We start from the raw sequence: 25,932 nt of genomic DNA on the forward strand, positions 1-25,932 counted from the left end.
CAGCGCGCGGGTAGTGCTCCGGGGTGAGCACCGACGCCCCACCGCTGGCCTCCACGATCGACCTCGCGCAGTACCGGCTGCAGGCGTTGCCCGACGTCGACTCCGACGAGGACTGGGACGACGACGGCGAGCTCTACGGCCCCGACGGGCGCCGGGTCGACACGTGGCGGGAGAACTACCCGTACGACGAGCGACTGCCGCGCCCGCAGTACGAGCGGGAGAAGCGCCGGCTGCAGATCCAGCTGCTCCGCTTCCAGAACTGGGTCAAGGAGACCGGCCAGCAGGTCGTCGTCGTCTTCGAGGGCCGCGACGCCGCGGGCAAGGGCGGCACGATCAAGCGGTTCACCGAGCACCTGAACCCGCGCGGCGCCCGCGTCGTCGCACTCGACAAGCCCTCGGAGCGCGAGCAGACCCAGTGGTACTTCCAGCGCTACGTCGCCCACCTGCCCGCCGCCGGCGAGATCGTGCTGTTCGACCGGTCCTGGTACAACCGCGCCGGCGTGGAGCGGGTCATGGGCTACGCCACCGAGGAGCAGTACCAGCGGTTCGTGCGGCAGGCGCCGGAGTTCGAACGGATGCTCGTCGACAGCGGCATCACGCTGGTGAAGTTCTGGTTCTCGGTCTCCCGCCGCGAGCAGCGGACCCGGTTCGTGGTGCGCCAGCTGGACCCCGTGCGGCAGTGGAAGCTCTCCCCCACCGACCTGGCCTCCCTGGACCGGTGGGACGACTACACCGCCGCCAAGGAGGCCATGTTCGCCGCCACCGACACCCCCTGGGCGCCGTGGACGGTCATCAAGAGCAACGACAAGAAGCGCGCCCGCCTCGAGGCGATGCGCTTCCTGCTGTGCCGCTCGGACTACGACGGCAAGGACGACGACGTGGTGGGCCGGCCGGACCCGGCGATCGTGGTCGCCGCCGCCGACGTCCTCGAGTCCGACCGGGAGGCGCTGGAACCGGGGAGCTCGGCGGCGAGCTGACTCAGCCGGGGGCGCCGGCGGTCGACACGCCCAGCAGGGCGCCGGCCTCGACCTTGAGCTGGAGGCCGGTGACGTACCGGGATGCGTCGGAGGCGAGGAAGAGCACGGCCCCGCTGATGTCGTCCGCCTCCAGCGTGGTCACCGGCATCTTGTGCATCGACGCGAAGCCGGGCTCGGCGTCGGCCCGGGTCGGGTTCTCCAGGTCGGGCCGGAACATCCGGTACATCATGTCGTTCTGCAGCATCGGGGTGTCGGTGTTGCCGGGGTGGACGGCGTTGACCCGGATGTCCCGCGGCGCCAGCTCGCCGGCCAGGTCGTGCACGAAGCGGGCGACCTCGCGCTTGCTGTAGGCGTAGCCCGCGGCGCCGCCCCCGCCGTTGCCCACTCCGCCGGGCATCATCGCCGCCATCGAGCCGGTGCAGATGATCGAGGCGCCGGGACCCAGGTGGTCGAACGCCGCCTCGACGGTGTTGATCACGCCCACCAGGTTGGTCGAGACGGCGTCGAACCAGGCCCGCGAGCCGTGCGCGGCGCCCAGCGGGCTGATCCCGGCGTTGGCCACGACGACGTCGAGGCGGCCCAGCTCCGCGACACCGGCCTCGACCGCGGCGGCCAGCTGCCCGCGGTCCCGGACGTCGGCGACGCGGGTGACGATGCGCCGGTCCAGGGCCTCGACCAGCCGCGCGGTCTCGGCGAGGTCGTCCTCGGTGGCCATCGGGTAGTCCACGGACGGCAGCTGCGCGCAGATGTCGACGGCGATGACGTCGGCGCCCTCCCGGGCCAGCCGGACGGCGTGGCTGCGGCCCTGCCCGCGCGCCGCTCCGGTGATGAACGCGACCCTGCCCTGCAGGCTGCCCGCCATGGTCCGACTCCGCTCCGCTGCGATTTACGAGACGCGACGGATTGTTGTGTGGGTCACCCGGACGTGTCCAGACCCGTGAAGAGGACCGCCACCAGCGCGTCCGCGTCCGCGGTCGTCAGGGGCGCGGCCTGCGCCAGGGCGCGGTAGAGGAGCACTCCCACGAGGGCGTCGGCCACCGGTCCGAGCGCGGCGTCGGCCCGGACCCGGCCCTCCTCCACACCCCGCGCCAGCCGGGCGACGAGCGCATCGTGGAAGGGCCCGGTGAACTGCTCGTAGAGCCGGGCGGCGTCGCTGGTGCGGTCGGACGCGGCGGCGGCCAGCGCCCGGACCACGGCTCCCCCGCCCGGCTGGCCCAGCCACGACGTGGCGGCACGCAGCCAGTCCCGGAGGTCGGCGACGACGTCCCCGGTGTCGTCCGGGGCGTGCCCGGCCGGCACCAGGTGACCCGACAGCGCCGCCTCGGCCACGACCGCGGACCGCGACGGCCACCGGCGGTAGACCGTCTGCTTGCCGACGCCGGCGCGCGCGGCGATGGCCTCCATGGTCAGGCGCTCGTAGCCGCCGGTGACCACCAGCTCGGCGGCCGCCCGGAGGATCGCCTCGTGCACCCGCGGGCTGCGCGGCCGGCCACGCTGCTTCCCGGGCACGGCGGGAGCCTAGGGCCCCGACCCCCGCCCCGGCGCTCGCCGTACGCGCCGGTAACAACGGCGGTAACGTCCACCACATGTCGCTCGCCGAGCAGCTGGACACCGTCACCGCGTCCACCGCGGGCACGGTCGACCGGCACGCCACCGCCCAGACCTTCGAGTCCACGAACCCCGCCACCGGCGCCGTCGTGGGGGTCTTCCCCGTCCACGACGCCGACGCCGTCGCCGAGACCGTGGCCACCGCCCGCCAGGCCGCCGGCACCTGGGCCGCCCTCGGGTACGACGGCCGCCGCACCCGGCTGGCCGCCTTCCGCGGCTACCTGGCCCGCCGCATCCACGAGCTCGCCGACCTCGTGCACCGGGAGAACGGCAAGACCCACGCCGACGCGATCCTCGAGATCACGCTCGCCATCGACCACCTGGCCTGGGCCGGCAACCACGCGCGCACGGTGCTGGGCCCGCGGCGGGTGTCCTCCGGGATGCTGGCGGCCAACCACGCCTCCTACCTGGAGTACCGGCCGCTGGGCGTGGTCGGCGTGATCGGCCCGTGGAACTACCCGGTCTTCACGCCGATGGGCTCGATCGCCTACGCCCTGGCCGCGGGCAACGCCGTCGTCTTCAAGCCCTCGGAGCACACCCCGGCGATCGGCGCCTGGCTGGCCGCCGCCTGGCGGGCGGCCGTCCCGGACGCGGCCGACGCCTTCCAGGTCGTGACCGGCTTCGGCGAGACCGGTGCCGCGCTGTGCGGTGCCGGCGTCGGGAAGCTGGCGTTCACCGGCTCGGCGCCGACCGGCCGCAAGGTCATGGCCGCCTGCGCGGAGACCCTCACCCCGGTGCTCATGGAGCTCGGCGGCAAGGACGCGATGATCGTCGACGACGACGCCGACGTGGCCGCCGCGGCCGACGCCGCCGTCTGGGGCGCGATGAGCAACGCCGGGCAGACCTGCATCGGCATCGAGCGGGTGTACGCCACCTCCGCGGTCTACGACCGGTTCGTCGCCGAGGTGACCGCCAAGGCCCGCGACCTGCGCCCCGGCTCGGACGACGACGCCGCCTACGGACCGATGACCATGGCCTCGCAGACCGACGTGGTGCGCCGGCACCTGGACGACGCGGTGGAGACCGGTGGCCGCGTGCTGGTCGGCGGCACCGTCGACGGGCGCTACGTCTCCCCCACCGTGATCGTCGACGCCCCGGAGACCTCCGCCGCCGTGTGCGAGGAGACCTTCGGCCCGACGATCACCATCACGCGGGTGCGCGACGCCGAGGAGGCGCTGGAGCGCACCAACGCCAACCCGCACGGGCTGGCCGGCTCGGTCTACTCGAACTCGAAGGCCAAGGCGATGGAGCTGGCCCGCCGGATGAAGAGCGGCATGACCTCGATCAACTCGGTGCTGACCTTCGCCTCGGTGCCGGCGCTGCCCTTCGGCGGTGTGGGCGAGAGCGGCTTCGGCCGGATCCACGGCGAGGACGGGCTCAAGGAGTTCACCCGGGCCAAGGCGATCACGCGCAAGCGGTTCTCGCTGCCGGTCGACCTGATGAGCTTCGGCCGGCCGGCGCAGGCCACCGACGCGCTCGCCCGGGTCATGGGCATGGTGCACGGGCGGCACCGGTGACGGGACCGCAGGACGAGTACGACGTCGTCGTCGTCGGGGCCGGCTCGGCGGGCTGCGCGCTCGCCGGGCGGCTGACCGAGGACCCGTCGCTCAGGGTCCTCCTGCTGGAGGCCGGCGGGTCCGACGACGTCCTCGAGGTGCAGATCCCGGCCGCGCTCTACAAGGTCTGGCGCACCCGGCGGGACTGGAACTACACGACCGAGCCGCAGCCGGGGCTCGGCGGACGCCGGCTCTTCTGGCCCCGCGGGAAGCTGCTCGGCGGGTCGTCGTCGATCAACGCGATGATCTACATCCGCGGCGCCGCCGCCGACTACGACGAGTGGGCCGAGCTGACCGGCGACCCGTCGTGGTCGTTCGAGAACGTGCTCCCGCTGTTCCGGCGCATGGAGGACAACGCCCGCGGCGCCGACGCCTTCCACGGCACCGGCGGTCCGCTGCGGGTGGAGGACCCCCGCTCCCCGCACGCGTGGTCACGGGCGGCGATCGAGTCGGCGGTGGCGGCGGGCTACCCGCGCAACGACGACTTCAACGGCGCCGACCAGGAGGGCGTGGGCCTCTACCAGCTCACCCAGAAGCGCGGCCGGCGCTGGTCGGCGGCCGACGCCTACCTGCACCCGGTCGTGGACCGCCCCAACCTGACGGTGCTGACCGGCGCGACGACCACCCGCGTGCTGGTCTCCGGCGGGCGGGCGACCGGCGTCGAGTACCGGCGCGGCGGGCAGCTGCACACCGCGCACGCCGCCGCCGAGGTCGTGCTGGCCGGTGGCGCGGTGAACTCCCCGCAGCTGCTGATGCTCTCGGGCATCGGGCCGGGCGAGCACCTGCGCGAGGTCGGCGTCGACGTCGTCCACGACCTGCCCGGCGTGGGCGGCGGCCTGCAGGACCACCCGCTGGTGCCGACCATCTGGCACACCCGGCACGGCAAGTCGCTGTTCCGCGCCGAGTCGCCGTCGGGCTACGCGAAGTGGTTCGGCGCCCGGCGCGGTCCGCTGACCTCGAACCTCGCCGAGGCGGGGTTGTTCACCCGGTCCCGGCCGGACCTCGAGGCCCCCGACCTGCAGTACCACTTCCTGCCGGTCAAGTTCTGGCGGCAGGCGGAGGTCGACCCCGACGTCGACGCGTTCACCGCGGCGGCCGTGCTGGTGAAGGTGCACTCGCGGGGCTCGGTCCGGCTGCGGTCGGCCGACCCGACGTGGGCGCCGGCCATCGACGCCGGCTACCTCACCGACGAGCGCGACCTCGACGCCCTGGTCTGCGGGATCGAGAAGGCGCGCGAGATCGCCTCGACCGGACCGCTCGCCGACGTCCTGGAGGCGGAGTGGTCGCCCGGCGCCGCGGTGTCCTCGAAGGACGCGCTCCGGCAGTCGGTCCGCGACACCCTCGAGTCGCTGTACCACCCGGTGTCCTCGTGCCGGATGGGCACCGACGACCAGGCCGTCGTCGACCCGCAGCTGCGGGTGCACGGGATCGAGGGGCTGCGGGTGGTCGACGCCTCGGTCATGCCGACGCTGGTCCGCGGCAACACCAACGCCCCGACGATCATGATCGCCGAGCGCGCCGCCGACCTGATCGCGAACCGCACCCCCGCCCCCGTCTGAGCGGAGTCGCTGGGTGACGGAAACCGTCACCCAGCGACTCCGTTCAGCCGTGGGCCTGGTCGGCGGTGGCGGTCTGCGGATCGGTCGGCAGCGTCGGGGGGACGGCGGGCGGCGGGACCGGGCGGGTGATCGACACCGACATCAGCGCCGCGGCCAGGCAGAGGCCACCGGCCAGCACCCAGGCCAGGTCGTAGGAGCCGGTCACGTCGCGGATGACACCGCCGCCGAAGGCCGCGAACGCCGAGCCGATCTGGTGGGAGGCGAACACCCAGCCGAAGACGATCGGCGCCCGTGATCCGAAGTGCTCCCGGCACAGGGCGAGCGTCGGTGGCACGGTGGCCACCCAGTCCAGGCCGTAGAAGACGATGAACACGACCATGCTGGCGTGCAGGTCGGGCCCGAACAGCGCCGGGAGCAGGAACAGCGAGGCGCCGCGCAGGCCGTAGTAGGCCAGGAGCAACAGCCGCGGGTCGACCCGGTCGGTCAGCCAGCCGGAGAAGATCGTCCCGGCGATGTCGAAGATGCCGACGACGGCGAGCAGCCCGGCCGCGGTGGTCACCGGCATGCCGTGGTCGTGCGCGGCCGGGATGAAGTGCGGCTGCACCAGTCCGTTGGTGGACAGCCCGCAGATGAAGAAGCCGCCGGCCAGCAGCCAGAACGCCCGTGACCGGGACGCCGTCAGCAGTCCCTGGACCGCGGTGCGGGCCGCGCCGGAGCGGACCGGGTCGACGTCGTCGGCCGCCGTCCCGCCGTAGGGGACGACGCCGACGTCGCGCGGCCGGTCGCGCAGCAGCCACGCCACGAGCGGGACGACGGCCAGCGCCGCCGCCGTGGTGCCCAGCGACGCCGCCCGCCAGCCCCACGTCCCGTCGATCCAGGCGACCAGCGGCAGGAACACCAGCTGCCCGGCCGCGCCGCCGGCGGTGAGGACGCCGGACACCAGGCCGCGGCGGGCCACGAACCACCGCCCGGTCACGGTCGCCACCAGCGACAGCGCCATCGACCCGGCGCCGAGACCCACCAGGACGCCCCACAGCAGGACCAGCTGCCAGCTCGCCGTCATGAAGACGGTCAGCCCGCTGCCGACGGCGACGAGCAGCAGGGCGCACACGACGACCCGGCGGATGCCGAACCGCTCCATCAGCGCGGCCGCGAACGGCGCGGTCAGCCCGTAGAGCGCCATGTTCACCGCGACGGCCGCCGAGATGGTCGACACCGACCAGCCGAACTCCTCGCGGAGCGGGTCGATGAGCACGCCGGGCACGGCACGGAAGGCGGCGGCACCGACCAGCGCGAGGAACGTGACCGCGGCGACCCACCACGCCGGGTGGATGCGGCGGGGTGCCCGGACGGGCGGGATGGGGCGGGCGGCGGTGCTGGTCACGACGGAGAGGATCCCTCCTGCCCGACGACGCGACGAGTGGCCCGACGGCCAACATGTGCAAGCATCCGGCCATGTCCCGAGGCCCGAGTCCGGCCATGCCGCACCCAGGCCACCCGGACCGGCACGAGGTCGTCGTCCTCGCGTTGGAGAACTGCATCGCCTTCGAGCTGGGGCTCCCCCACCGGCTGCTCGGCTCGGCCGTGGACGCCGACGAGCGCCCGCTCTACCGGGTGCGGGTCGCGACCCTCGACGGTGGCCCGGTGCGGTCCTCGGCCGGGTTCGGTGTGCTGCCCGAGCACGACGCCGCGGTGCTGGCGACGGCGCGCACGGTCGTCGTCCCCGGGGTCTTCGGCGGCCCGGCGATGACCGAGGGGCGGGTGCCCGACGAGCTGGCCTCGGCGCTGCGCGGCGCGGCGGCCGGCGGGGCCCGGCTGCTGTCCATCTGCACCGGGGCGTTCGTCCTCGCGGCCGCCGGGCTCCTCGACGGGCGGCCGGCCACCACCCACTGGATGCACGCCGAGGCCTTCCGCCGGCACTTCCCCGCGGTGCGGCTGGACCCCGGCGTCCTGTTCGTCGACGACGGCGACGTCCTCACCTCCGCCGGGAACGCCGCGGGCATCGACCTGCTCCTGCACCTGGTCCGCCGCGACCACGGCAGCGAGGTCGCCAACCGGGCCGCCCGGCGCAACGTCGTCGCCCCGTGGCGCGAGGGCGGCCAGTCGCAGTTCGTCGAGCGGCCGCTGCCCGAGCCGGGAGGCGCCGGTACCGCGGCCACCCGCACCTGGGCGAGCGAGCGCCTGAGCGAGCCGCTCAGCCTGGCCGACCTGGCCGGGCACGCGCGGATGAGCGTCCGCACCTTCACCCGGCGCTTCCGCGAGGAGACCGGGCTCTCGCCGCTGCGCTGGCTGGCCGCCCAGCGGCTGGCGCTGGCCCGGCAGCTGCTGGAGTCCACCGACGCCTCGGTCGACCGCGTCGCCGCCGACGCCGGGTTCGGCACGCCGGCCTCGCTGCGGCAGCACCTGCGCGCGGCGATCGGCGTGGCCCCGCACGCCTACCGGCGCAGCTACCGCGGGGGAACTCCCGCCGGGGTGTGACCGGACACTCCTCCTCGGAGGGACGTGCCCGGGGCCCGCGTCTGGTTGAGTGGGGAGACCGGCGCCGGTCCGCTGCCCATCCGGGGCGGCTGGACGCGACGTCGGACCGAGGCCGCGCCACCCTGGCGCGCCCGGTCGTCCGACGTCCCAGCCGACGACGTACGCGCCGCCCTGCTCCGAGCAGGTGTGCCGGCGCGCGTCCGCGCCGGTGCGATCGTGCGGCCACTCGAACGTCGAGGAAGTCGTAGATGAGCTCCCCCCAGAACACCCCCGCCCCGAACGCGTCCGGTGACGGCCGTCCGCGCCGCCGTCGCGGTGGCCGCGGCCGCGGCACCGGCACCGGCACGGGCCAGCCGACCGCTCCCGCAGCGGTCCGCCCGCAGACCGCCCCCGCACCGGCGCCGGCCGTCGTGCCCGCCGGCGACGTCGCCACCGTGCTGCCGACCGACACCACCTTCGAGGCGCTCGGCGTCCCCGCCCCGCTGGTCGAGGTGCTGACCGCCAGCGGCATCACCGCGCCGTTCCCGATCCAGGTCGCCACGCTGCCCGACACGCTCGCCGGCCGCGACGTGCTCGGCCGCGGCCGCACCGGCTCGGGCAAGACCCTGGCCTTCAGCATCCCGCTGGTCGCGCGCCTGGCCGCCTCCGACAGCCGCCGGACGCCCAGGAAGCCGCGCGCGCTGATCCTGGTCCCGACCCGCGAGCTGGCCAACCAGGTCGCCGCGGTCGTGAACCCGCTGGCCACCGCGCTCGGCATGCGCACCACCGTCGTCTTCGGCGGCGTCGGGCAGAACCCGCAGGTCCAGGCGCTGGCCGCCGGCGTCGACGTCCTCATCGCCTGCCCCGGCCGGCTCGAGGACCTCATCGGCCAGGGCCACGCCGACCTCTCCGCCGTCGAGGTCACCATCCTCGACGAGGCCGACCACATGGCCGACCTGGGCTTCCTGCCCGGCGTCAAGCGACTGCTGGACCGGACGCCGAAGGTGGGCCAGCGGCTGCTGTTCTCCGCCACGCTGGACAACGGCGTCGACGTCCTGGTCAAGCGCTACCTGTCGAACCCGACGACGCACTCGGTCGACCCGGCGGTCGCGCCGGTGTCGACGATGACCCACCACGTGTTCCGGGTCGACGCCGCCGACAAGGGCGAGATCGTGAAGCAGCTGGCCTCCGGCCTCGGCCGCAGCGTGCTGTTCATGCGCACCAAGCACCAGGCCAAGAAGCTGGCCAAGCAGCTCACCGCTGCCGGCATCCCCGCCGTCGACCTGCACGGCAACCTCAGCCAGAACGCCCGCGAGCGCAACCTCGAGGCGTTCAGCACCGGCGAGACGCGCGTGCTCGTCGCGACCGACATCGCCGCCCGCGGCATCCACGTCGACGACGTCGCGCTGGTCGTGCACGTCGACCCGCCGGCCGAGCACAAGGCGTACCTGCACCGCTCGGGCCGCACCGCCCGGGCCGGCGCCGGCGGCGTCGTCGTCACCATCGCCACGCCCGACCAGGCCGGCGAGGTGCGGCAGCTGACCCGCCAGGCCGGGATCACCCCGGAGGTCGCGGCGATCAAGCCCGGCGCCCGCGAGATCACCGCGCTCACCGGCCCCGCCGCGCCGTACGTCGAGCCGGCTCCGGTGCCCGAGCAGCAGCCGCAGGGCCAGGGCGGCGGGCGTCGTCGTCGCGGGGGTTCGGGCTCCGGGACCGCCTCGGCGAAGCCGGCGGCCGCCGCCGGTGGTCGAGGAGGCTCCGGCGGCTCCGGTCGGCCGAGCGGGCCGGCGCGCACCCGCGCCGAGCTGGCCGCCCGCGCCGGCACGCACTCCGCCGCCTCGTTCAGCGGCGGCCGGGCGCGCCGCGGGCGCTGACGCCCCAGGGTTGACCCGCGGGGCGCGGGGCACAGGGACGACGACGAGGACCGGCGACCGCCGCCCTCCCGACCGACCAGTGAGGTGCCCCGTGGGTCTGCCCATCACCCTGTCCGAGATCGGCCCGCGGCTGTCCGCCGGCGCGTTCATCCTCAACAGCGGCCTCGGCAAGCGCGGCGCGGACGAGGCGACCGCCGCCGGCCTGCACGGCTTCGCGGCGGGCACCTACCCCGTGCTCAAGAAGGTCGAGCCGGCGCAGTTCGCGCAGGGTCTCGCCGCGGCCGAGATCGGCATCGGCGCGGCGCTGCTGACGCCGTTCGTGCCGACCGCCGTCGCCGGCCTGCTGCTGACCGGCTTCTCGGGCGGGCTGCTCGGGCTGTACCTGAACACGCCGGGCATGCGGAAGGAGGGCAGCCTCGCCCCGACGCAGGAGGGCCTGGCCGTCGCCAAGGACGTCTGGCTGCTCGGCATCGGCGTCGGCCTGCTCACCCGCGGCTGGATCGAGCGCACGCCCCGGATCACGGTCAAGAAGGCCCGCAAGCAGGCCGAGAAGCAGGCCAAGCTGGCCGCCCGTGAGGCCCGGCGCGCCGCCCGCGCGGCCTGACGGCACGGGCGGCGGCGAACCGTTCCGGGACCGCCGCCCGAACGCCGGACGACACCGAGGTGCTGGTCCCCGCCGGTGCGGCGTCGTCGGCCGGACCCCCGGTCTCGGCGAGGTCACGACCTCCTGGGAGAACCCTGGACGAGGGTTCCGGCAACTGCTTCAAGGTTGCAGGATCTCGGTGGGACGGAGGCCGCCCGGCGCCCGTCCACCGCCCGCGAGGAGGACCCCGTGACCCGTCCGACCGGCACCACCCGCCGAGCCCGCCGTGTGGGGGCGGGCCTGCTCGCCGCCGCCGCCCTCGTCCTCACCGCGTGCGGGAGCGACGACGACGGCGGGAACGCGGCCGCCGACACCAGCAGTTCCGCACCCTCCAGCTCGAGCCCGAGCGAGACGGCCAGCGGCGCGCCCGGCGCCGGGGCGACCGACACCGTGCACACCCTCGAGGTGACGTCCGTCGACTTCGACTACGAGCTGCCCTCGACCGACCTCGCGGCCGGCGAGTACACGATCGAGCTCACCAACGACGGCAGCGCCACCCACGACCTCGTGGTCGAGCGGGACGGCGAGGACGTCGCCGGGACCGAGGACATCGGACCCGGCCAGTCCAGCGCGGTCACGGTCACGCTGGAGCCGGGCGAGTACGTCTTCTACTGCTCGATCGGCAACCACCGCGGCATGGGCATGGAGGTGACGGTGACCGTCACGTGAGCGCCCCCGTCGCCCAGCGGCGTGGCCTCGGCACGGCGGTCGCGCTGCTGCGGCTGGCCGGCGCCGGGCTGCTCGCCGCGATCGCCGGCATCCACCTGTACCTCTGGCGGGACGGCTACGACTCGATCGACGTGATCGGGCCGGCGTTCCTGCTGCAGACCGTCCTCGGGTTCGGCGGGGCGCTGCTGCTGCTCGTCGCCCCGCCGCGACTGCTGGTGTGGGCTGCGGTGCTCGGCCTGCTGTTCTCCGCGGGCTCGCTGGCCGCGCTGCTGCAGTCGACCCGTGGCCTGTTCGGGCTGGAGCCGGGCCTGTTCGACTTCGTCGAGTCCGACGTCGCCCCGCTGTGGCAGGAGACCTTCTGGGTCGAGGTCGCCGCCGTCGTCGTCCTGCTCGTGCTCACCGTGCTGGCCGCCGTCCGCCGGCGGGGCTGAGGAGGGGATCCGCCGGGTCGGGGCCGGCGGATCCCCTCCTCCGTCAGGTGCCGCTGGAGAACGCGGCGTCGAACGCGGCGGCCGGCGGGTCGAACGCGAGCCGGCGCACGAAGGCCAGTGCCTCGGGCGCGCCGACGAGGCGGTCCATCCCGGCGTCCTCCCACTCCACCGAGATCGGCCCGTCGTAGCCGATGGTGTTGAGCATCCGGAAGCACGCCTCCCACGGGACGTCACCGTGGCCGGTGGAGACAAAGTCCCAGCCGCGCCGCGGGTCGGCCCAGGGCAGGTGCGAGCCCATCCGGCCGTTGCGGCCGTTGCCGACCTGCTTCTTCGCGTCCTTGCAGTCCACGTGGTAGATCCGGTCGCGGAAGTCCCACAGGAAGCCGACCGGGTCGAGGTCCTGCCAGACGAAGTGGCTCGGGTCCCAGTTGAGCCCGAACGCCTCGCGGTGGCCGATGGCCTCCATCGTGCGGACCGTCGTCCAGTAGTCGTAGGCGATCTCCGACGGGTGCACCTCGTGCGCGAACCGCACCCCGACCTCGTCGAAGACGTCGAGGATCGGGTTCCAGCGCGCGGCGAAGTCGGCGTACCCGTCCTCGATCATCGACTCGGGCACGGGCGGGAACATCGCGACGGTCTTCCAGATCTTGGACCCGGTGAACCCGACGACGGTCGTGACGCCCAGTCTCGCCGCCGCGCGCGCGGTCAGCTCCATCTCGTGCGCCGCCCGCTGCCGGACGCCCTCCGGGTCGCCGTCGCCCCACACCCGCGGGTTGACCATGCCGCGGTGCCGCTCGTCGATCGGGTCGTCGCACACGGCCTGGCCGTTGAGGTGGTTGGAGATCGCGAAGACCTGCAGGCCGTGGCGCTCCAGGATGTCGAGGCGCCCCTGCACGTAGGAGTCGTCGTGCGCGGCCCGCTCGACGTCGAGGTGGTCGCCCCAGCAGGCGATCTCGAGGCCGTCGTAGCCCCACCCGGAGGCGAGCCGGCACACCTCCTCGAACGGCAGGTCGGCCCACTGGCCGGTGAACAGCGTGACGGGGCGGGGCATCGGGACTCCCTCAGATCTCGGTGAAGGTGGAGGCGTTGGCGGCGCTGCGCTCGACGGCGGCCAGGACCCGCTGCACCTGCAGGCCGTCGGCGAAGGACGGCGCGGGATCGACGTCCTTGGCGATCGCGGTGACCAGGTCGACCACCTGGTGGGTGAAGCCGTGCTCGTAGCCCAGGCCGTGGCCGGCGGGCCACCAGGCGCCGACGTAGGGGTGGTCGGGCTCGGTGACGATGATGCGGCGGAACCCGGCCGTCTCAGCCGGCTCGGTGCCGTCGAAGAACTCCAGGACGTTCATGTCCTCGAAGTCGAACGCCAGGCTGCCCTCGGAGCCGTTGACCTCGATGCGGATGCCGTTCTTGCGGCCCAGCGCGAAGCGGGTCGCCTCGAACGTGGCCACGGCCCCGCCGGAGAAGCGGCCGAGGAACAGCGCCGCGTCGTCGACCGTGACCTCGCCCATGCCCTCGCCGGCGACGCCGGACAGCCCGCCGCTGGACGCCGCGAGCGGCCGCTCGCGGACGAAGGTCTCCATGATCGCGCTCACGCCGGTGAGCTGCTCGCCGGTGATGTGCTGGGTGAGGTCGACGATGTGCGCGCCGATGTCGCCCAGGGCCCCCGACCCGGCCTTGTCCTTCTCCAGCCGCCAGGACATCGGCGCCGTCGGGTCGGCGATCCAGTCCTGCAGGTAGGCGGCGCGCACGTGCCGGATCCGGCCGATCCGGCCCTCGGCGACCAGCTGGCGGGCCAGGGCGACCGCCGGCACGCGGCGGTAGGTGAAGCCGACCATCGACCGGACGCCGCGGGCCGCGGCGCGAGCGGCCGCCTCCGCCATCGCCTCGGCCTCGGCCACGGAGTTGGCCAGCGGCTTCTCGCAGAGCACGTGCTTACCTGCCTCGAGGGCGGCGATCGCGATCTCGGCGTGGCTGTCGCCGGGCGTGCAGATGTCGACCAGGCCGACGTCGGAACGGGCGACGACCCGGCGCCAGTCGGTCTCGACGTCCGCCCAGCCCAGGCGGGCGGCGGCCTCGGCGACCCGGACCCGGTCCCGGCCGGCGAGGACGGTCAGCTCCGGCCGCAGCGGGAGGTCGAAGAAGTGCGGGGCGGTGCGCCACGCCTGCGAGTGGGCGGCGCCCATGAAGGCGTGGCCGATGAGGCCCACCCCCAGGGTCGGCCGGTCGGATGAGGTCATGAGGGTGCTCCCGGGGTGGGGTGGAGTCGCTCGGTGACGGGATCCGTCACCGAGCGACTCCGACGCAGGACGGGTCAGGACTCGAACGCGGCGTCGAGGAAGTCGTCGACGTTGTCGGCGGTGACCACCGGGGCGTTGAGCACGATCGTCCGCGGCACGCCCTGGGAGTTGAGGTCCGAGACGCTCTTGTCCTGAGCCACGAGTCGGGCCAGCCGGACGCCGTCGGCCGCCTGGGTGTGCGGGTAGATGACCGTCGCCTGGAGGACCGAGTCGTCGTCCCGGATGTGCCGCATCGCGTTCGCCGAGCCGGCGCCACCCACCATGAAGAACTCGTCGCGGCCGGCGTTCTCGATCGCGGCCAGGACGCCGACGCCCTGGTCGTCGTCGTGGTTCCAGATCGCGTCGATCTGCGGCGCCGCCTGGAGCAGGTTGGCCGCCTCGGCCTCGCCGGACTCGACGGTGAACTCCGCGGCGACGCGGTTGCTCACCTCCAGACCGCAGTCGGCCAGCGCGTCGGCGAAGCCCTGGCTGCGGTCCTGGGTGAGGGGCAGCGAGTCGATGCCGGCGATCTCGGCGATCACCGCGTCGGGCTGGTCGCCGAGCTGCTCGCAGATGTAGGTGCCGGCCGAGACGCCCATGCCGTAGTTGTCGCCGAGGATCGTGGCGCGGGCGGCGAACGGGCTGTTGAACTCGCGGTCGACGTTGATGACCGGGATGCCGGCCTCCATCGCCTCGAGCGCGACCGGCGTGAGGGCGTCGCCGTCGAAGGGCAGCAGCACGATCGCGTCGACACCGTCGTTGATGAACGTCTCGACCTGGGCGATCTGGGCGCTCACGTCGTTGGTGCCCTCGGCGACGATCAGCTCGACGTCGTCGTACTCCTCGTCGACCGCGCGGGCGGCCTCGGTGATGCCGGCCATCCAGCCGTGGTCGGCCGCCGGCGCCGAGAAGCCGATGCGGACGGTGTCGCCCTGCTCGTCGTTGTCGCTGGCGGCGTTGTTGCCGCCGCCGCCCGAGTTCTCCGGCTCGTTGCCCGTACAGCCGGCGACCATGGCGCCGGCGCTCATCAGGGCGACCGCCGTGTAGGTCATCCGGCGGAAGGGACGCTGCCTCGTTGCAGACATGGGATCTCCTCGGGGGTGTTCGCCGCCCTGGCTGGACCGCCAGGAAGTCGTGCGGATCGGACGTGCAGGTGGGGTGCTGGGTCCGGCGGGCGGGGAGCCCGGCGGCGTGGTGCCGGCCGCGGTGCGGTGCTCGCGAGGTCACTGCACCCCGGTCAGGTCGGCGGGAGGCCGGGGCGGGCGCCGCCCGGGCCACCCGGGTCGCTGGTGCCGCCGGACACCGCCCCCGCAGGGCTGCCCTGGGCGACGGCGGCGCCGGTCGGGGACCCGCCGTCGCCTGGTCGGCGGAAGGTGAAGCTGCCGGTGGCCAACCGCTGCTGGAGCAGGACGGCGGCGACGATGATGATCCCGCGGGCCACGGCCTGCGCGGAGCTGGAGAGGTCGTTCAGCGTGAAGACGTTGCCCAGCGTGAAGAAGATGATCACGCCGAGGACGGTCCCGACGATGGTGCCCCGGCCGCCGATGAGCAGCGTGCCGCCGATGACCACCGCGGCGATCGCCTCCAGCTCCCACAGCGTGCCGTGGGTGGAGCTGCCGGTGGTCGTGCGGCCCATGATCATCACGGCCGCGATGCCGCAGGTGATGCCGGAGAGCACGTAGAGCTTCACCGTGTGCCGCTGCACCCGGATGCCGGCGAGCCGGGCGGCCTCGGCGTTCCCGCCGACGGCGAAGGTGCGCCGGCCGAAGGTCGTCCGGTTCAGCAGGACCCAGCCGGCGACGGAGACGAGCGCGAAGATGATGACCAGCGTGGGGACGCCCAGCACGTCGCCGGAGAAGAAGTCGAGGAAGTCGCTGTCGCGGACGATCTGCGTGCGCCGGTTGGCGAGGATCTCGGCCAGGCCCCGGGCCGCGGTGAGCATGGCCAGCGTGGCGATGAAGGCGGCCAGCTTGCCGTAGGCGATGACCACACCGTTGACCAGGCCCGCGACCGCGCCGACGACGAGCGCCGTGACGACCATGACGATCCAGTGGACGTCCTCGGCGAGCTGCTGCGTGGCCAGGGTGGTGGCCCACACCGACGACAGCGCCGCGATGGCGCCGACCGAGAGGTCGATCCCGCCGCCGATGATCACGAAGGTCATGCCGATGCTGACCACGCCGACGATCGATGCCCCGCGCAGGATCGTCAGGACGTTGTCGACGTCGGCGAACCGGTCCCCGGCGGTGATCAGGCCGACGACGCAGAGGATGACCAGCGCGACGACGAGCCCGAGGTTGCGGCCCACCGGCCCGGCCATCAGGCCCGGTCCCCTGGGCTCCCGGCCGCGACCGGCCGGTGCCGCGGACCCGCCGGTCACCTCGCCGGTCGTCGCCGTGGTGCTGCTGCTCATGCCACGTCCCCTTCGTGCTGCGTCGTTGCCGGGACCGGGACGCCCTGGTGGGCGGTCCCCTCCATGACCAGGTCGAGCACCCGGTGCTCGTCGAGCGCGTCGGCGCGTTCCTCGGCGACGACCGCGCCGTCGGCGACCACCAGGACGCGGTCGGCCAGCCCGAGGACCTCCGGGATCTCGCTGGAGACGACGACCACGGCCACGCCCCGGTCGGCCAGGTCGCGCACCAGCGCGTAGATCTCCGACCGGGCGCCGACGTCGACCCCGCGGGTGGGCTCGTCGAGGAGCAGCACGCGGCACTCGCGCAGCAGCCAGCGGGCCAGGACGACCTTCTGCTGGTTGCCGCCGGACAGCGTGCGGACCTCGCGGTCGACGTCGGCGGGGCGCACGTCCAGCGAGCGCACCTGCTCGGAGGCCGCGGCGCGCTCGGACCCCCGCGCGAGGAAGCCCCCGCGGGCGAAGCGGGCCAGGCTGGAGATGCTGATGTTGCGGTAGACGGAGTCGCCGAGCAGCAGAGCCTGGCTCTTGCGCTCCTCGGGCGCGAGCCCGACCCCGGCGGCGACCGCGCCGCCGACGTCGCCGGTGCGCAGCCGCTTCCCGCCGACGCGGACGGTGCCGGTGGTCGCGCGCCGGGCGCCGAAGACGGTCTCCAGGATCTCCGAGCGCCCTGCGCCCACCAGCCCGGCGAGCCCGACGATCTCGCCGGGGCGCACCGAGAAGGAGACGTCGGAGAAGGACCCGCGCAGGGACAGGCCCTGGACCTCCAGCAGCGGCGCCTGGTCGGAGGCGGCCCGGGCCCGGCGCTCCGGGAAGACGTACTCGATGGCGCGGCCGGTCATCAGGGTGATGACCTCCCGCGTCGGGGTCTCCCGGGTCGGCAGGCCGGTGGCCACCGTGGCGCCGTCCTTGAGGACGGTGATCCGGTCACCGATCTGGCGGATCTCCTCCAGCCGGTGGGAGATGTACACGACGGCGACGTCGGAGGCGGTGAGGTCGCGGACGACGGCGAAGAGCCGCTCGACCTCCTCGTTGTCCAGGACCGCGGACGGCTCGTCCATGACGATCAGGCGCGCGTCCTGGGACAGCGCCCGCGCCATGCTGACCATCTGCTGCGCGGCGGCCGAGAGCGAGCCGACCTCGGCGGTGGGCCGGATCTCGGGGTGGCCGAGGCGGGTGAGCAGCCGGGACGCGGCCGCGTTGGCCACGGCCGCCCGGGTGATCCCGAACCGCGCCGGCTCGCGGCCCAGGAAGATGTTGTCGGCCACCGTGAGGCCGGAGACCAGGTCGAGCTCCTGGTAGATCGTGGCGATGCCCAGGCTCATCGCCGCCTGCGGGCTGCCGAGGGTCACCTCCTCGCCGCGCCAGGTGATCCGGCCACCGTCGGGCTGGTGCGCTCCGGCGAGGACCTTGATGAGGGTCGACTTGCCGGCCCCGTTCTGGCCGAGCAGGCAGTGCACCTCGCCGGCGCGCACGTCCAGGTCCACGCCGTCGAGCGCACGGACACCGGGGAACGTCTTCACGATGCCGTGCATCTCGAGCAGCGGCGCATGCCCCTGGGTCGAGCTCACCGGGCCTCCAGCGGGTCGGTGCCAGCGCAGGGTCGACCCGGGACGAGGCCCGGCACTTCTGCTCAACGCTGACCATTAGTGCGTGCAGGCGTGAACATATGGGCGGCGTCACACAGGGGTCAAGCGCCGGACGGCCAGTTACCGAAACGCAACCTGCGGAGGCCCCAGCGATGGCGGGGAGGGGGACGGCAGGGGTCGCGCCGGACCCCCGCGGTCAGCGGGCGAGCGCCTGGTCGACCGAGTCCTCGTCGAGGAAGCCCTCGACGGCCATGAGGGCGGCGCCGATGCGGCCGGAGAGGTCCGGGGCGGCGCTGACGGTGATCTCCAGCGATCGGGCGGCCAGCGGCATGGAGCGCCGGTAGACCGCCTCGCGGATGCCGGCGAGCAGGGGGATGCCGGCCTGGGCCACCCCGCCGGTCATGACGATCCGGTGCGGGTTGAAGAAGTTGACCAGCGCGGCCAGCACGGTGCCGATCGTGCGTCCGGCGGCCCGCACCAGCTCCAGCGCCGGACCGTCGCCCTGCGCGGCGAGCTCGATGACGTCACGCGTGGTCTGCACCGGCAGACCGGCCGCCAGGGCATCGCGCAGCAGGGCACCGCCGCCGGCCAGCGCCTCCAGGCAGTTGACGTTGCCGCACCGGCAGAGCACCTCGCGCCCGTCGGGCTGGGCCACGTGGATGTGCCCGATGTCGCCGGCGCTGCCCTGGGCACCCCGGTAGACGGCTCCCTCGACGATCACGCCGCAGCCGATGCCGGTGCCGACCTTGACGACGAGCACGTCCTGGTCGGACCCGGCCACGCCCATCTCGCCCAGCGCCATGACGTTCACGTCGTTGTCGACGAAGACCGGGCAGTCGTAGCGGGAGAAGGCGTGCGGGATCGGGTGGTCGTGCCAGCCGGGCATGATCGGCGGGTGGGACGGCCGGCCGGTCGAGAACTCCACGGGTCCCGGCACGCCGACGCCGACGGCACGGACGTCGGCGGTCGACAGCCCGGCCTCGGCGAGCACCTGCTGGGCGAGGCGGTCGGCCTCGGCGAGCACCGGTCCGGGCCCCTCGGCGATGTCGATCGCGTGCCCCGCCGAGGCGATGACCTGGGCGGAGAGGTCGGTCACCGCGACGTCGACGCTGGTCACCCCGAGGTCGACGGCGAGCACGCAGCCGGCCCGGCTGTTGAACTGCAGCAGCTTCGGGGGCCTGCCCCCGGTGCTCCAGCCGCGGCCCCCCTCCTCGAGGAGACCGGCGGTGATCAGCTGGTCGACCCGGGCGCTGACCGTGTTGCGGGCCGCTCCGGTCAGCGCCACCAGCTCGGCCCGGCTCCGCGCGCGGCCGGTGCGCACGTGGTGCAGCAGCGCGCCGGCCGAGGCGGAGGTGGAGGCCATGGCGTCATGGTGACACGCCCGATCCCCCGTTCCGGCCGTGCTCACCCACCGCTCCGGCCTGCGCCGCACGCAGGACGTCCGCCACGGCACGGGGGTGCGTCTGCACGGTCATGTGCACCGCCCCGGGCAGCTCGACCAGCCGCCCGTGCGGCGCGGCGGCGGCGACCGCCGCGGCGAACGACGGCGAGCAGAGCCGGTCACGGCTGCCGCGCACCACCGTCACCGGGACGGCGACGGCCGCCAGCCGGGCGGCGATCGGGTCGGGTGCCGCCTGCCGCCACAGCGCCGCCATCGCCCGCGGCCCGGTGGTCAGCCACTGGGCCAGCACCAGGGGCACCTGCCACCACGGTTCGGCCCAGGCGGTCGCCAGCCACCGGCCGACCAGGCCCCGGACCGACCGCAGCCGCGGGTCGGTGGTCGGGCCGAGCAGGACGACGGCGGCCACTCGCGGATCGGTCGCCGCGGCCGCCACCACCTGGCAGCTCTGCGAGTGCCCGACCAGCACCACCGGTCCGGCGCCGAGCTGTGCCCGCAGCCGTCCGGCGAGCCCGTCGACCGTCGGCACCGGTCCCCGCTGCCCCATCCCGGGGAGGACGACGACGTCGGCGTCCACCAGCCGGCGCAGCCGCGCCGACGAGCGCCGGTCCAGACCGAGGCCGGGGACGAGGACCGGACGGGGCGGGGACACCTGCCCTGGTCTACCGCCAGGAACCGCCGGACGCGATCCGGCCCCGGCCGCGTGAGGACCCCGCGGACGGGTAGGAGTCCCCACTGTGTCGTGAGTCGCCCGGGACCCGAGGGGGCGACACGGAGGAGAAGTGGGAGGATGGAGTCATCATGACGACATCACGAGCGGTCACCCAGACGGACGACAGCGCTGCGGCGACCACCACGTCCGGGCGGCCGCGTGTCGTCATCATCGGCTCCGGCTTCGGCGGCCTGTTCGCGGCCAAGGCGCTCAAGCGCGCCCCGGTCGACGTGACGGTGATCGGCAAGACGAGCCACCACCTCTTCCAGCCGCTGCTGTACCAGGTGGCCACCGGGATCCTCTCCGAGGGCGAGATCGCCCCGGCGACCCGCGAGATCCTCCGCGGGCAGAAGAACGCGCGGGTGGTGCTGGGCGAGGTGACCGAGATCGACCTGGCCGCCCGCACGGTCACGTCGTCGGTCCTGGGCCGGGTCACCGTGCACCCCTACGACGAGCTCGTCGTCGCGGCAGGCGCGGGGCAGTCGTACTTCGGCAACGACCAGTTCGCCGAGTACGCCCCCGGCATGAAGAGCATCGACGACGCCCTCGAGCTGCGCGGCCGGATCTTCGGTGCCTTCGAGCTGGCCGAGCTCGCCACCTCCCAGGAGGAGGTCGACCGCCTGATGACCTTCGTCGTCGTCGGCGCCGGGCCGACCGGGGTGGAGATGGCCGGCCAGATCGCCGAGCTCGCCCGCCGCACGCTCAAGCGGGACTTCCGCAACATCGATCCGACTCAGGCCCGGATCATCCTGCTCGACGCCGCTCCGCAGGTCCTGCCGTCGTTCGGCGAGAAGCTGGGCGACCGCGCCCGCCGGCAGCTCAACGGCATGGGTGTGGAGGTGCAGCTCGGCGCGATGGTCACCAACGTCGACGCCGACGGCCTCGAGGTCAAGGACCCCGACGGCGAGATCCGCCGCATCCACTCCGCCACGAAGATCTGGGCCGCCGGCGTGCAGGCCTCGGGCCTGGGCCGGATCCTCGGCGAGCAGTCCGGCGCCGAGGTCGACCGCGCCGGCCGCATCTCCGTGCAGCCCGACCTGACGCTGCCCGGGCACCCCGAGGTGCACGTCGTCGGCGACATGATGGCGTTGGACAAGCTGCCCGGTGTCGCCCAGGTCGCGATCCAGGGTGGCAAGTACGCCGCGAAGGCGATCATCAACCGGATCGAGGGCAAGCCCGCCCAGAAGCCCTTCACGTACTTCGACAAGGGCTCGATGGCGACGATCTCCCGCTTCTCCGCGGTCGCCGACATCGGGAAGTTCAAGTTCGAGGGCTTCATCGCCTGGGTGCTGTGGCTGGTCGTGCACCTGATGTACATCGTCGGCTTCAAGAGCCGCATCACGACCGTCTTCCACTGGCTGATCAGCTTCCTCGGCCGTGGCCGCTCGCAGCGGGTGGCCACCCAGCAGCAGGTCTACGGCCGGCTCGCGCTCGAGCAGCTCGGCCCGGAGTTCTCCGTGTCCAAGACCGGCGGGAAGAAGGACATGGAGGCGGCGGCCCAGGAGGACGTCACCGAGCGGCAGTCCGCCTAGCTGGACCCACGCGACGGCCCGCCCCCTCGAGAGAGAGGGGGCGGGCCGTCGGCGTACCGGGCTCAGGCGGAGCCGGGCTCGGCCATCTTCGAGTGGGCCGCGGACTTGAGCCGGTCCGGCAGCACGCTGTTGGCCGCTGCCTGGGCCTTGGTCATCAGCGAGCCGGCCACGACCTTGTCCTCCCCGGCCATGAGCGCCTCGTAGCCCTGCTTCGCGACCTGCGCCGGGTCGTCCTTGGGGCCCTGGCCGAGCTTGGTGTCCAGCAGGTCGCCGCGCTCGAAGAACTCGGTGTCGGTCGGGCCGGGCATCAGCGAGGTGACGGTGACGCCGGTGTCGCGCAGCTCCTGGGCCAGCGCCTCGGACAGCGACTGCAGGAACGACTTCGAGGCGTTGTAGACCGCCTGGAAGGGCCCGGGCATCGTCGAGGCGATCGACGAGGTGATGAGCAGCTTCCCCTCGTCGCGGGCGGCCATGTCGCGCAGGAACAGCTTCGCCAGGCGGAAGGTGGCGGTGACGTTCAGGTCGATGATCGCCTGCTCGTCCTCGATCGGGTTCTCCACGAAGGGGCCGCCCTTGCCGATCCCGGCGTTGAGCGCCACCGCGGCGACCGGCCGCCCGGCGGCGGTCACCGCGGCGTAGAGGCCGTCCACACCCTCACGGGTGCGCAGGTCCGCCCGGACGGGCGTCACCTCCACACCCTCGGCGCGCAGCTGGTCGGCGGCGGCGGTGAGCTCGTCGTCCTCCGCGTTCACCACCAGGTCGAAGCCGTTGGTGGCGAACTGGCGGGCGAGCTCGAGGCCGATGCCGCTGGAGGCACCGGTGACGACGGCGAGGGGGCGTGAGGTCATGGAGCCCCGGTACCCCGGCGCGGCGTCGCGGAACGCTTCCGGCGGGACCGGTGCGCCCGTGCTAGAACCGCCGAATGGTGCGGCGTCCGGCGATCCTGGTCCTCCTCGCGGCTCTGCTCGCCGGCTGTTCCGGAGGGGACGACGGCGACAGCGGTGGGGGCGGTGGAGGCAGCGGGGACGGCGAGACCGGCCGCGCGGCCCCGGAGGCGGTCGAGCTGCCGGCGGACGAGGACTTCTACGACCTCGACGACCTGACGGCGGCCGGTGCGCACGGCACGCTGCTGCGCTACCAGGAGGTCACCCCGACGGTCGTCGAGGACCGCCGGACCTACCGGATCGCCTACGCGTCCGAGAGCGTGGCCGGCGAGCAGGTCGTGGTCACCGGCACGGTGCTGGTCCCGGAGGCCGCGGCTCCGGCCGACGGCCGGCGGGTGCTCGCCATCGCGCACGGGACGACCGGGGGCGCCGACGCCTGCGCGCCGTCCCAGGACCCCTCCTACGCGGAGATCGCCGGCGTCGGGAGCGGTGTCGGCCCGGACTGGCTCGTCGTCGTCACCGACTACGAGGGGCTGGGCGGACCCGGCCGGCACCCCTACCTCGTGGGCGAGTCCGAGGGCCGCAGCGTGGTCGACGCGGTGCTCGCCGCCCGGTCCCTGCCCGGCGCCGATCCCGGCGACCAGGTGGGCATCGCGGGCTACTCGCAGGGCGGGCACGGCGCGCTCTGGGCCGCCCAGGTCGCCGCGGAGTACGCGCCGGAGCTGGACGTGATCGGCACCGTCGCCGGAGCGCCCGCGTCGGAGACCGACCTCGTCTTCGGCGCCGCCCCGCAGAGCGCCTCGGCCGGGTTCTCCCTGCTGCTGGTCGCCGGGTACGAGCAGGCCTACCCCGACCAGGCCGACCCGGCGGACATCCTGACGCCCGCGGGACAGGAGCGCCTCGGTCTCGTGGACGAGCTGTGCGTCGCCGACCTGCTCGGCGAGACGACCGGCGAACCCGAGCCCCTCTACCTCCCCACCGCCGCGTCGAACGAGGACTGGACCGAGCTGGCCGCGGAGAACGTCGCCGGGCAGGTGCGGCTCGACGACCCGGTCCTGGTCGTCCACAGTGCGCAGGACACCACCGTGCCCCCGGTCTTCAGCGAGCTGCTCCAGACGCGGATGTGCGACGCCGGTCAGGTCATCGAGCGGGTGGTGCTGCCGGAGGGCGGCTCGCACGTGGCCGCCGCCATCCCGGCCTACACCCAGGGACTCGCGTGGCTCCAGGGCCTCGTCGACGGCGCCGAGCCGGTCAGCACCTGCCCCTGAGCCGATTCGCTGTTCGCCCTCGGCGGACCGGGGGCCGAACCGCTCCCGGGCGGCGTTCACTGGTGGTGTAACTCGGTAATCGAGGAGGCTGCCGTGGACCCGGACACCGCCGCTCTGGACGCGTACTCCGCGACCGTCACCACCGTCGCCGCGGAGCTGACCCCGCACGTCGCCGCCCTCTCCGTGGGCGGCCCCGGAGGACGCGGTGGGTCCGGGTCGGCGGTCGTCGTCCCGGGGGACCGGCTGCTGGTCACCAACGCGCACGTGGTCGGCCGGGCGCGCACCGGCAGGGCGGTGTTCGCCGACGGCTCGGAGAGCGCGGTCGACGTCCTGGGCGCGGACCCGCTGTCGGACCTGGCCGTCCTCCGGGCGCGCGGCGCGGTGCCCGCCCCCGCCGAGCTCGGCGACGCGGCGCGGCTGCGGGTCGGGCAGCTCGTCGTGGCCGTCGGCAACCCCCTGGGGCTGGCCGGCTCCGTGACCGCGGGCGTGGTGAGCGGGCTGGGCCGCTCGCTGCCCACCCGGGACGGCCGGACGGCGCGCGTGGTGGAGGACGTCATCCAGACCGACGCCGCGCTCAACCCCGGCAACTCCGGTGGGGCCCTGGCGGACTCGGCGGGCCGGGTGGTCGGCATCAACACCGCGGTCGCCGGGTGGGGGTTGGGGCTGGCGGTGCCGGTCAACGACACGACGCGGCGCATCCTCGCGGCCCTGACGACCGACGGGCGGGTGCGCCGGGCCTACCTCGGGCTGGTCAGCACCCCTGCCCCGCTGCCCGCGGCGCTGGCCGCGCGCACCGGCCGGGGGCGCGGCCTGCGGGTGGTCGACGTGGTGCCGGGGTCGCCGGCGGCGCGGGCCGGCCTGCACGCCGGCGACCTGGTGCTCGAGGCGGGGCGCGCCCCGGTCGCGGAGGCCCAGAGCCTGCAGCGGCTGCTGTTCGCCGAGGCGGTCGGCGTCCCGCTGCCGGTCACCGTGCACCGCAACGGCGCGATGGTCGACGTCGTCGTCGTCCCCACCGAGCTCACCGGCTGAACCGCGGCGTGCCCGGCTCCCGAACCCCTCTCACCCGGGAGCTCACCCCAAGGGGGCGGACCGCGCCTCCGACCTGCAGGAACTCCCCCACCCGGCCGATGCTGTCCGGGACGAGAGGAGGGCCACCCATGCACGGCGACCGGAACACCGGCTTCGCGATCATGGCGGTGCTGTACGCCGTCAGCGGTGCGCTCTCCGCCATCGGCGCGGTGCGGCCGCTGCGCGCCGACACCCCGGTCGCGCTGCTGGCCGGGCTGGCCGTCGTCGGCGTCGTCGGCGCGTTCCTGCTCTGGGCCGGCCGCCACCGGCTGTCCGACCGGACGGCGCACGCGGCGCTGCTCGTCTTCAGCGCGCTGGTCGCGGTGCTCGCCTGGCGCTCGGTGACCGCGGTCGGGATCGTCGGCCTCGGACCGGCGATGGTCGCCATGGCGGTCTGGACCGGCCACTTCCTCCCCCTGCGCACGGCGCGGGTGCACGTCGCCGTGCTCGTCGTGCTGGTCACCGCCGGAGCCGTGGCGGCCGCCCCCGGCGGCTTCGCCAACGCGTGGGTGGCGACCGTCGTCACCGTCTGCGTGCTCGCCGAGGTGCAGGGCCGGACCTCGCTCAAGCTGATCCGGGCCGCCGCCACCGACCCGCTGACCGGTGTGGCGAACCGCCGCAGCTGGGAGGCCGAGGCGTCACGGGACCTGGCACACGCGCACCGCAGCGGCGAGCCGCTCACCGTCGCCGTCCTCGACCTCGACCACTTCAAGGCGGTCAACGACGGCGAGGGCCACGTCGCCGGCGACGACCTGCTCCGCGCTCTGGCGCAGGCATGGGGCAGCGAGCTGCGCGGCGCGGACCTGCTCGGCCGCTACGGCGGCGACGAGTTCGTGCTCTGCCTCCCCGGCACCGACGCCGTCTCCGCCCGTGAGCTCCTCGCCCGGCTCCGGGCCCGCCACGACGCGGCGTGGTCCGCCGGCACGGCGACCGCCCGCCCCGGGGACACCCTTCGGGACCTGCTCTCCCGCGCCGACGAGGAGCTCTACCGGGTCAAGCGGGCCCGGACCGCCTGAGGCG

General features: G+C 74.4%; 23 protein-coding genes. 12 read left to right on the forward strand and 11 right to left on the reverse strand.

Annotated elements, in window-relative coordinates; translation table 11 throughout:
* Positions 1–23 precede the first annotated feature (23 nt).
* Entirely contained in the window at positions 24–977 is a 954-nt protein-coding gene (ppk2, locus tag DQ240_RS12885; RefSeq protein ID WP_233498686.1) for a polyphosphate kinase 2, read from the forward strand.
* A 1-nt stretch (position 978) separates the two neighbouring features.
* Here ppk2 and DQ240_RS12890 read toward each other — a convergent pair whose 3' ends face one another.
* Positions 979–1,839, reverse strand: a complete 861-nt coding sequence (locus tag DQ240_RS12890; RefSeq protein WP_113840018.1) for a mycofactocin-coupled SDR family oxidoreductase — start codon at positions 1,837–1,839, stop codon at positions 979–981.
* A 53-nt stretch (positions 1,840–1,892) separates the two neighbouring features.
* Entirely contained in the window at positions 1,893–2,486 is a 594-nt protein-coding gene (locus tag DQ240_RS12895; protein ID WP_113840019.1) for a TetR/AcrR family transcriptional regulator, read from the reverse strand.
* A 77-nt stretch (positions 2,487–2,563) separates the two neighbouring features.
* On the opposite strand from DQ240_RS12895, the gene DQ240_RS12900 reads away from it, so the two are divergent.
* Positions 2,564–4,102: an aldehyde dehydrogenase family protein gene (locus DQ240_RS12900; protein ID WP_113840020.1), complete on the forward strand. Its 1,539-nt coding sequence runs from the start codon at positions 2,564–2,566 to the stop codon at positions 4,100–4,102.
* Positions 4,099–5,700 carry a GMC family oxidoreductase gene (locus DQ240_RS12905; protein WP_113840021.1) on the forward strand — a complete coding sequence of 534 codons (1,602 nt, stop codon included), beginning with the start codon at positions 4,099–4,101 and terminating at the stop codon, positions 5,698–5,700. Before DQ240_RS12900 ends, DQ240_RS12905 begins: the two co-directional genes overlap by 4 nt.
* Before the next feature lie 43 nt (positions 5,701–5,743).
* On the opposite strand, the gene DQ240_RS12910 is transcribed toward DQ240_RS12905, so the two are convergent.
* Positions 5,744–7,084, reverse strand: coding sequence for an MFS transporter (locus DQ240_RS12910; RefSeq protein WP_233498687.1), 1,341 nt, complete (start codon positions 7,082–7,084; stop codon positions 5,744–5,746).
* Positions 7,085–7,179: 95 nt separating this feature from the next.
* Here DQ240_RS12910 and DQ240_RS12915 point away from each other — a divergent pair, with 95 nt between their 5' ends.
* From DQ240_RS12915 to DQ240_RS12935, 5 genes are all read left to right on the forward strand, one after another.
* Positions 7,180–8,178 (forward strand): GlxA family transcriptional regulator, encoded by a 999-nt coding sequence (locus DQ240_RS12915; RefSeq protein ID WP_113840023.1) that lies wholly within the window; start codon positions 7,180–7,182, stop codon positions 8,176–8,178.
* A gap of 248 nt (positions 8,179–8,426) precedes the next feature.
* Entirely contained in the window at positions 8,427–10,031 is a 1,605-nt protein-coding gene (locus DQ240_RS12920; RefSeq protein WP_233498688.1) for a DEAD/DEAH box helicase, read from the forward strand.
* A gap of 91 nt (positions 10,032–10,122) precedes the next feature.
* Positions 10,123–10,635 carry a hypothetical protein gene (locus tag DQ240_RS12925; RefSeq protein WP_113840024.1) on the forward strand — a complete coding sequence of 171 codons (513 nt, stop codon included), beginning with the start codon at positions 10,123–10,125 and terminating at the stop codon, positions 10,633–10,635.
* 228 nt (positions 10,636–10,863) lie between these two features.
* Entirely contained in the window at positions 10,864–11,343 is a 480-nt protein-coding gene (locus tag DQ240_RS12930) for a plastocyanin/azurin family copper-binding protein (RefSeq protein ID WP_158548669.1), read from the forward strand.
* A complete protein-coding gene (locus DQ240_RS12935; protein ID WP_113840026.1) occupies positions 11,340–11,774 on the forward strand; it encodes a hypothetical protein in 435 nt (144 codons plus the stop codon). The genes DQ240_RS12930 and DQ240_RS12935 overlap by 4 nt, the downstream gene beginning before the upstream one ends.
* Before the next feature lie 43 nt (positions 11,775–11,817).
* On the opposite strand, the gene DQ240_RS12940 is transcribed toward DQ240_RS12935, so the two are convergent.
* From DQ240_RS12940 to DQ240_RS12970, 7 genes are all read right to left on the reverse strand, one after another.
* Complete coding sequence (locus DQ240_RS12940; protein WP_113840027.1) at positions 11,818–12,825, reverse strand: sugar phosphate isomerase/epimerase; 1,008 nt, start codon at positions 12,823–12,825, stop codon at positions 11,818–11,820.
* 10 nt (positions 12,826–12,835) lie between these two features.
* Positions 12,836–14,011, reverse strand: a complete 1,176-nt coding sequence (locus DQ240_RS12945) for a Gfo/Idh/MocA family protein (RefSeq protein WP_113840028.1) — start codon at positions 14,009–14,011, stop codon at positions 12,836–12,838.
* Positions 14,012–14,085: 74 nt separating this feature from the next.
* The gene (locus DQ240_RS12950) at positions 14,086–15,135 is read right to left on the reverse strand and encodes a substrate-binding domain-containing protein (RefSeq protein WP_113840029.1); all 1,050 of its coding nucleotides are present in this window, start codon (positions 15,133–15,135) and stop codon (positions 14,086–14,088) included.
* Between the two features lie 152 nt (positions 15,136–15,287).
* Positions 15,288–16,463: an ABC transporter permease gene (locus tag DQ240_RS12955; protein WP_113840030.1), complete on the reverse strand. Its 1,176-nt coding sequence runs from the start codon at positions 16,461–16,463 to the stop codon at positions 15,288–15,290.
* Complete coding sequence (locus DQ240_RS12960) at positions 16,460–18,031, reverse strand: sugar ABC transporter ATP-binding protein (protein ID WP_233498689.1); 1,572 nt, start codon at positions 18,029–18,031, stop codon at positions 16,460–16,462. Before DQ240_RS12960 ends, DQ240_RS12955 begins: the two co-directional genes overlap by 4 nt.
* A gap of 214 nt (positions 18,032–18,245) precedes the next feature.
* The gene (locus tag DQ240_RS12965; RefSeq protein WP_113840031.1) at positions 18,246–19,412 is read right to left on the reverse strand and encodes an ROK family protein; all 1,167 of its coding nucleotides are present in this window, start codon (positions 19,410–19,412) and stop codon (positions 18,246–18,248) included.
* Between the two features lie 4 nt (positions 19,413–19,416).
* Positions 19,417–20,100 (reverse strand): alpha/beta fold hydrolase, encoded by a 684-nt coding sequence (locus DQ240_RS12970; protein WP_158548671.1) that lies wholly within the window; start codon positions 20,098–20,100, stop codon positions 19,417–19,419.
* Positions 20,101–20,249: 149 nt separating this feature from the next.
* On the opposite strand from DQ240_RS12970, the gene DQ240_RS12975 reads away from it, so the two are divergent.
* On the forward strand, positions 20,250–21,692 hold the full coding sequence (locus DQ240_RS12975) for an NAD(P)/FAD-dependent oxidoreductase (protein WP_113840033.1): 1,443 nt from the start codon (positions 20,250–20,252) through the stop codon (positions 21,690–21,692).
* A gap of 62 nt (positions 21,693–21,754) precedes the next feature.
* Here DQ240_RS12975 and DQ240_RS12980 read toward each other — a convergent pair whose 3' ends face one another.
* A complete protein-coding gene (locus tag DQ240_RS12980) occupies positions 21,755–22,540 on the reverse strand; it encodes an SDR family oxidoreductase (protein ID WP_113840034.1) in 786 nt (261 codons plus the stop codon).
* 74 nt (positions 22,541–22,614) lie between these two features.
* On the opposite strand from DQ240_RS12980, the gene DQ240_RS12985 reads away from it, so the two are divergent.
* The 3 genes from DQ240_RS12985 to DQ240_RS12995 all read left to right on the forward strand — a co-directional run bounded on the left by DQ240_RS12985 (position 22,615) and on the right by DQ240_RS12995 (position 25,928).
* Positions 22,615–23,844, forward strand: a complete 1,230-nt coding sequence (locus DQ240_RS12985) for a lipase family protein (RefSeq protein ID WP_113840035.1) — start codon at positions 22,615–22,617, stop codon at positions 23,842–23,844.
* Between the two features lie 93 nt (positions 23,845–23,937).
* Positions 23,938–24,873, forward strand: coding sequence for a S1C family serine protease (locus DQ240_RS12990; RefSeq protein WP_233498690.1), 936 nt, complete (start codon positions 23,938–23,940; stop codon positions 24,871–24,873).
* 128 nt (positions 24,874–25,001) lie between these two features.
* Positions 25,002–25,928: a diguanylate cyclase gene (locus tag DQ240_RS12995; protein ID WP_113840036.1), complete on the forward strand. Its 927-nt coding sequence runs from the start codon at positions 25,002–25,004 to the stop codon at positions 25,926–25,928.
* Positions 25,929–25,932 lie beyond the last annotated feature (4 nt).

Source organism: Blastococcus sp. TF02A-26 (assembly GCF_003319125.1).
GTDB lineage: Bacteria > Actinomycetota > Actinomycetes > Mycobacteriales > Geodermatophilaceae > Trujillonella.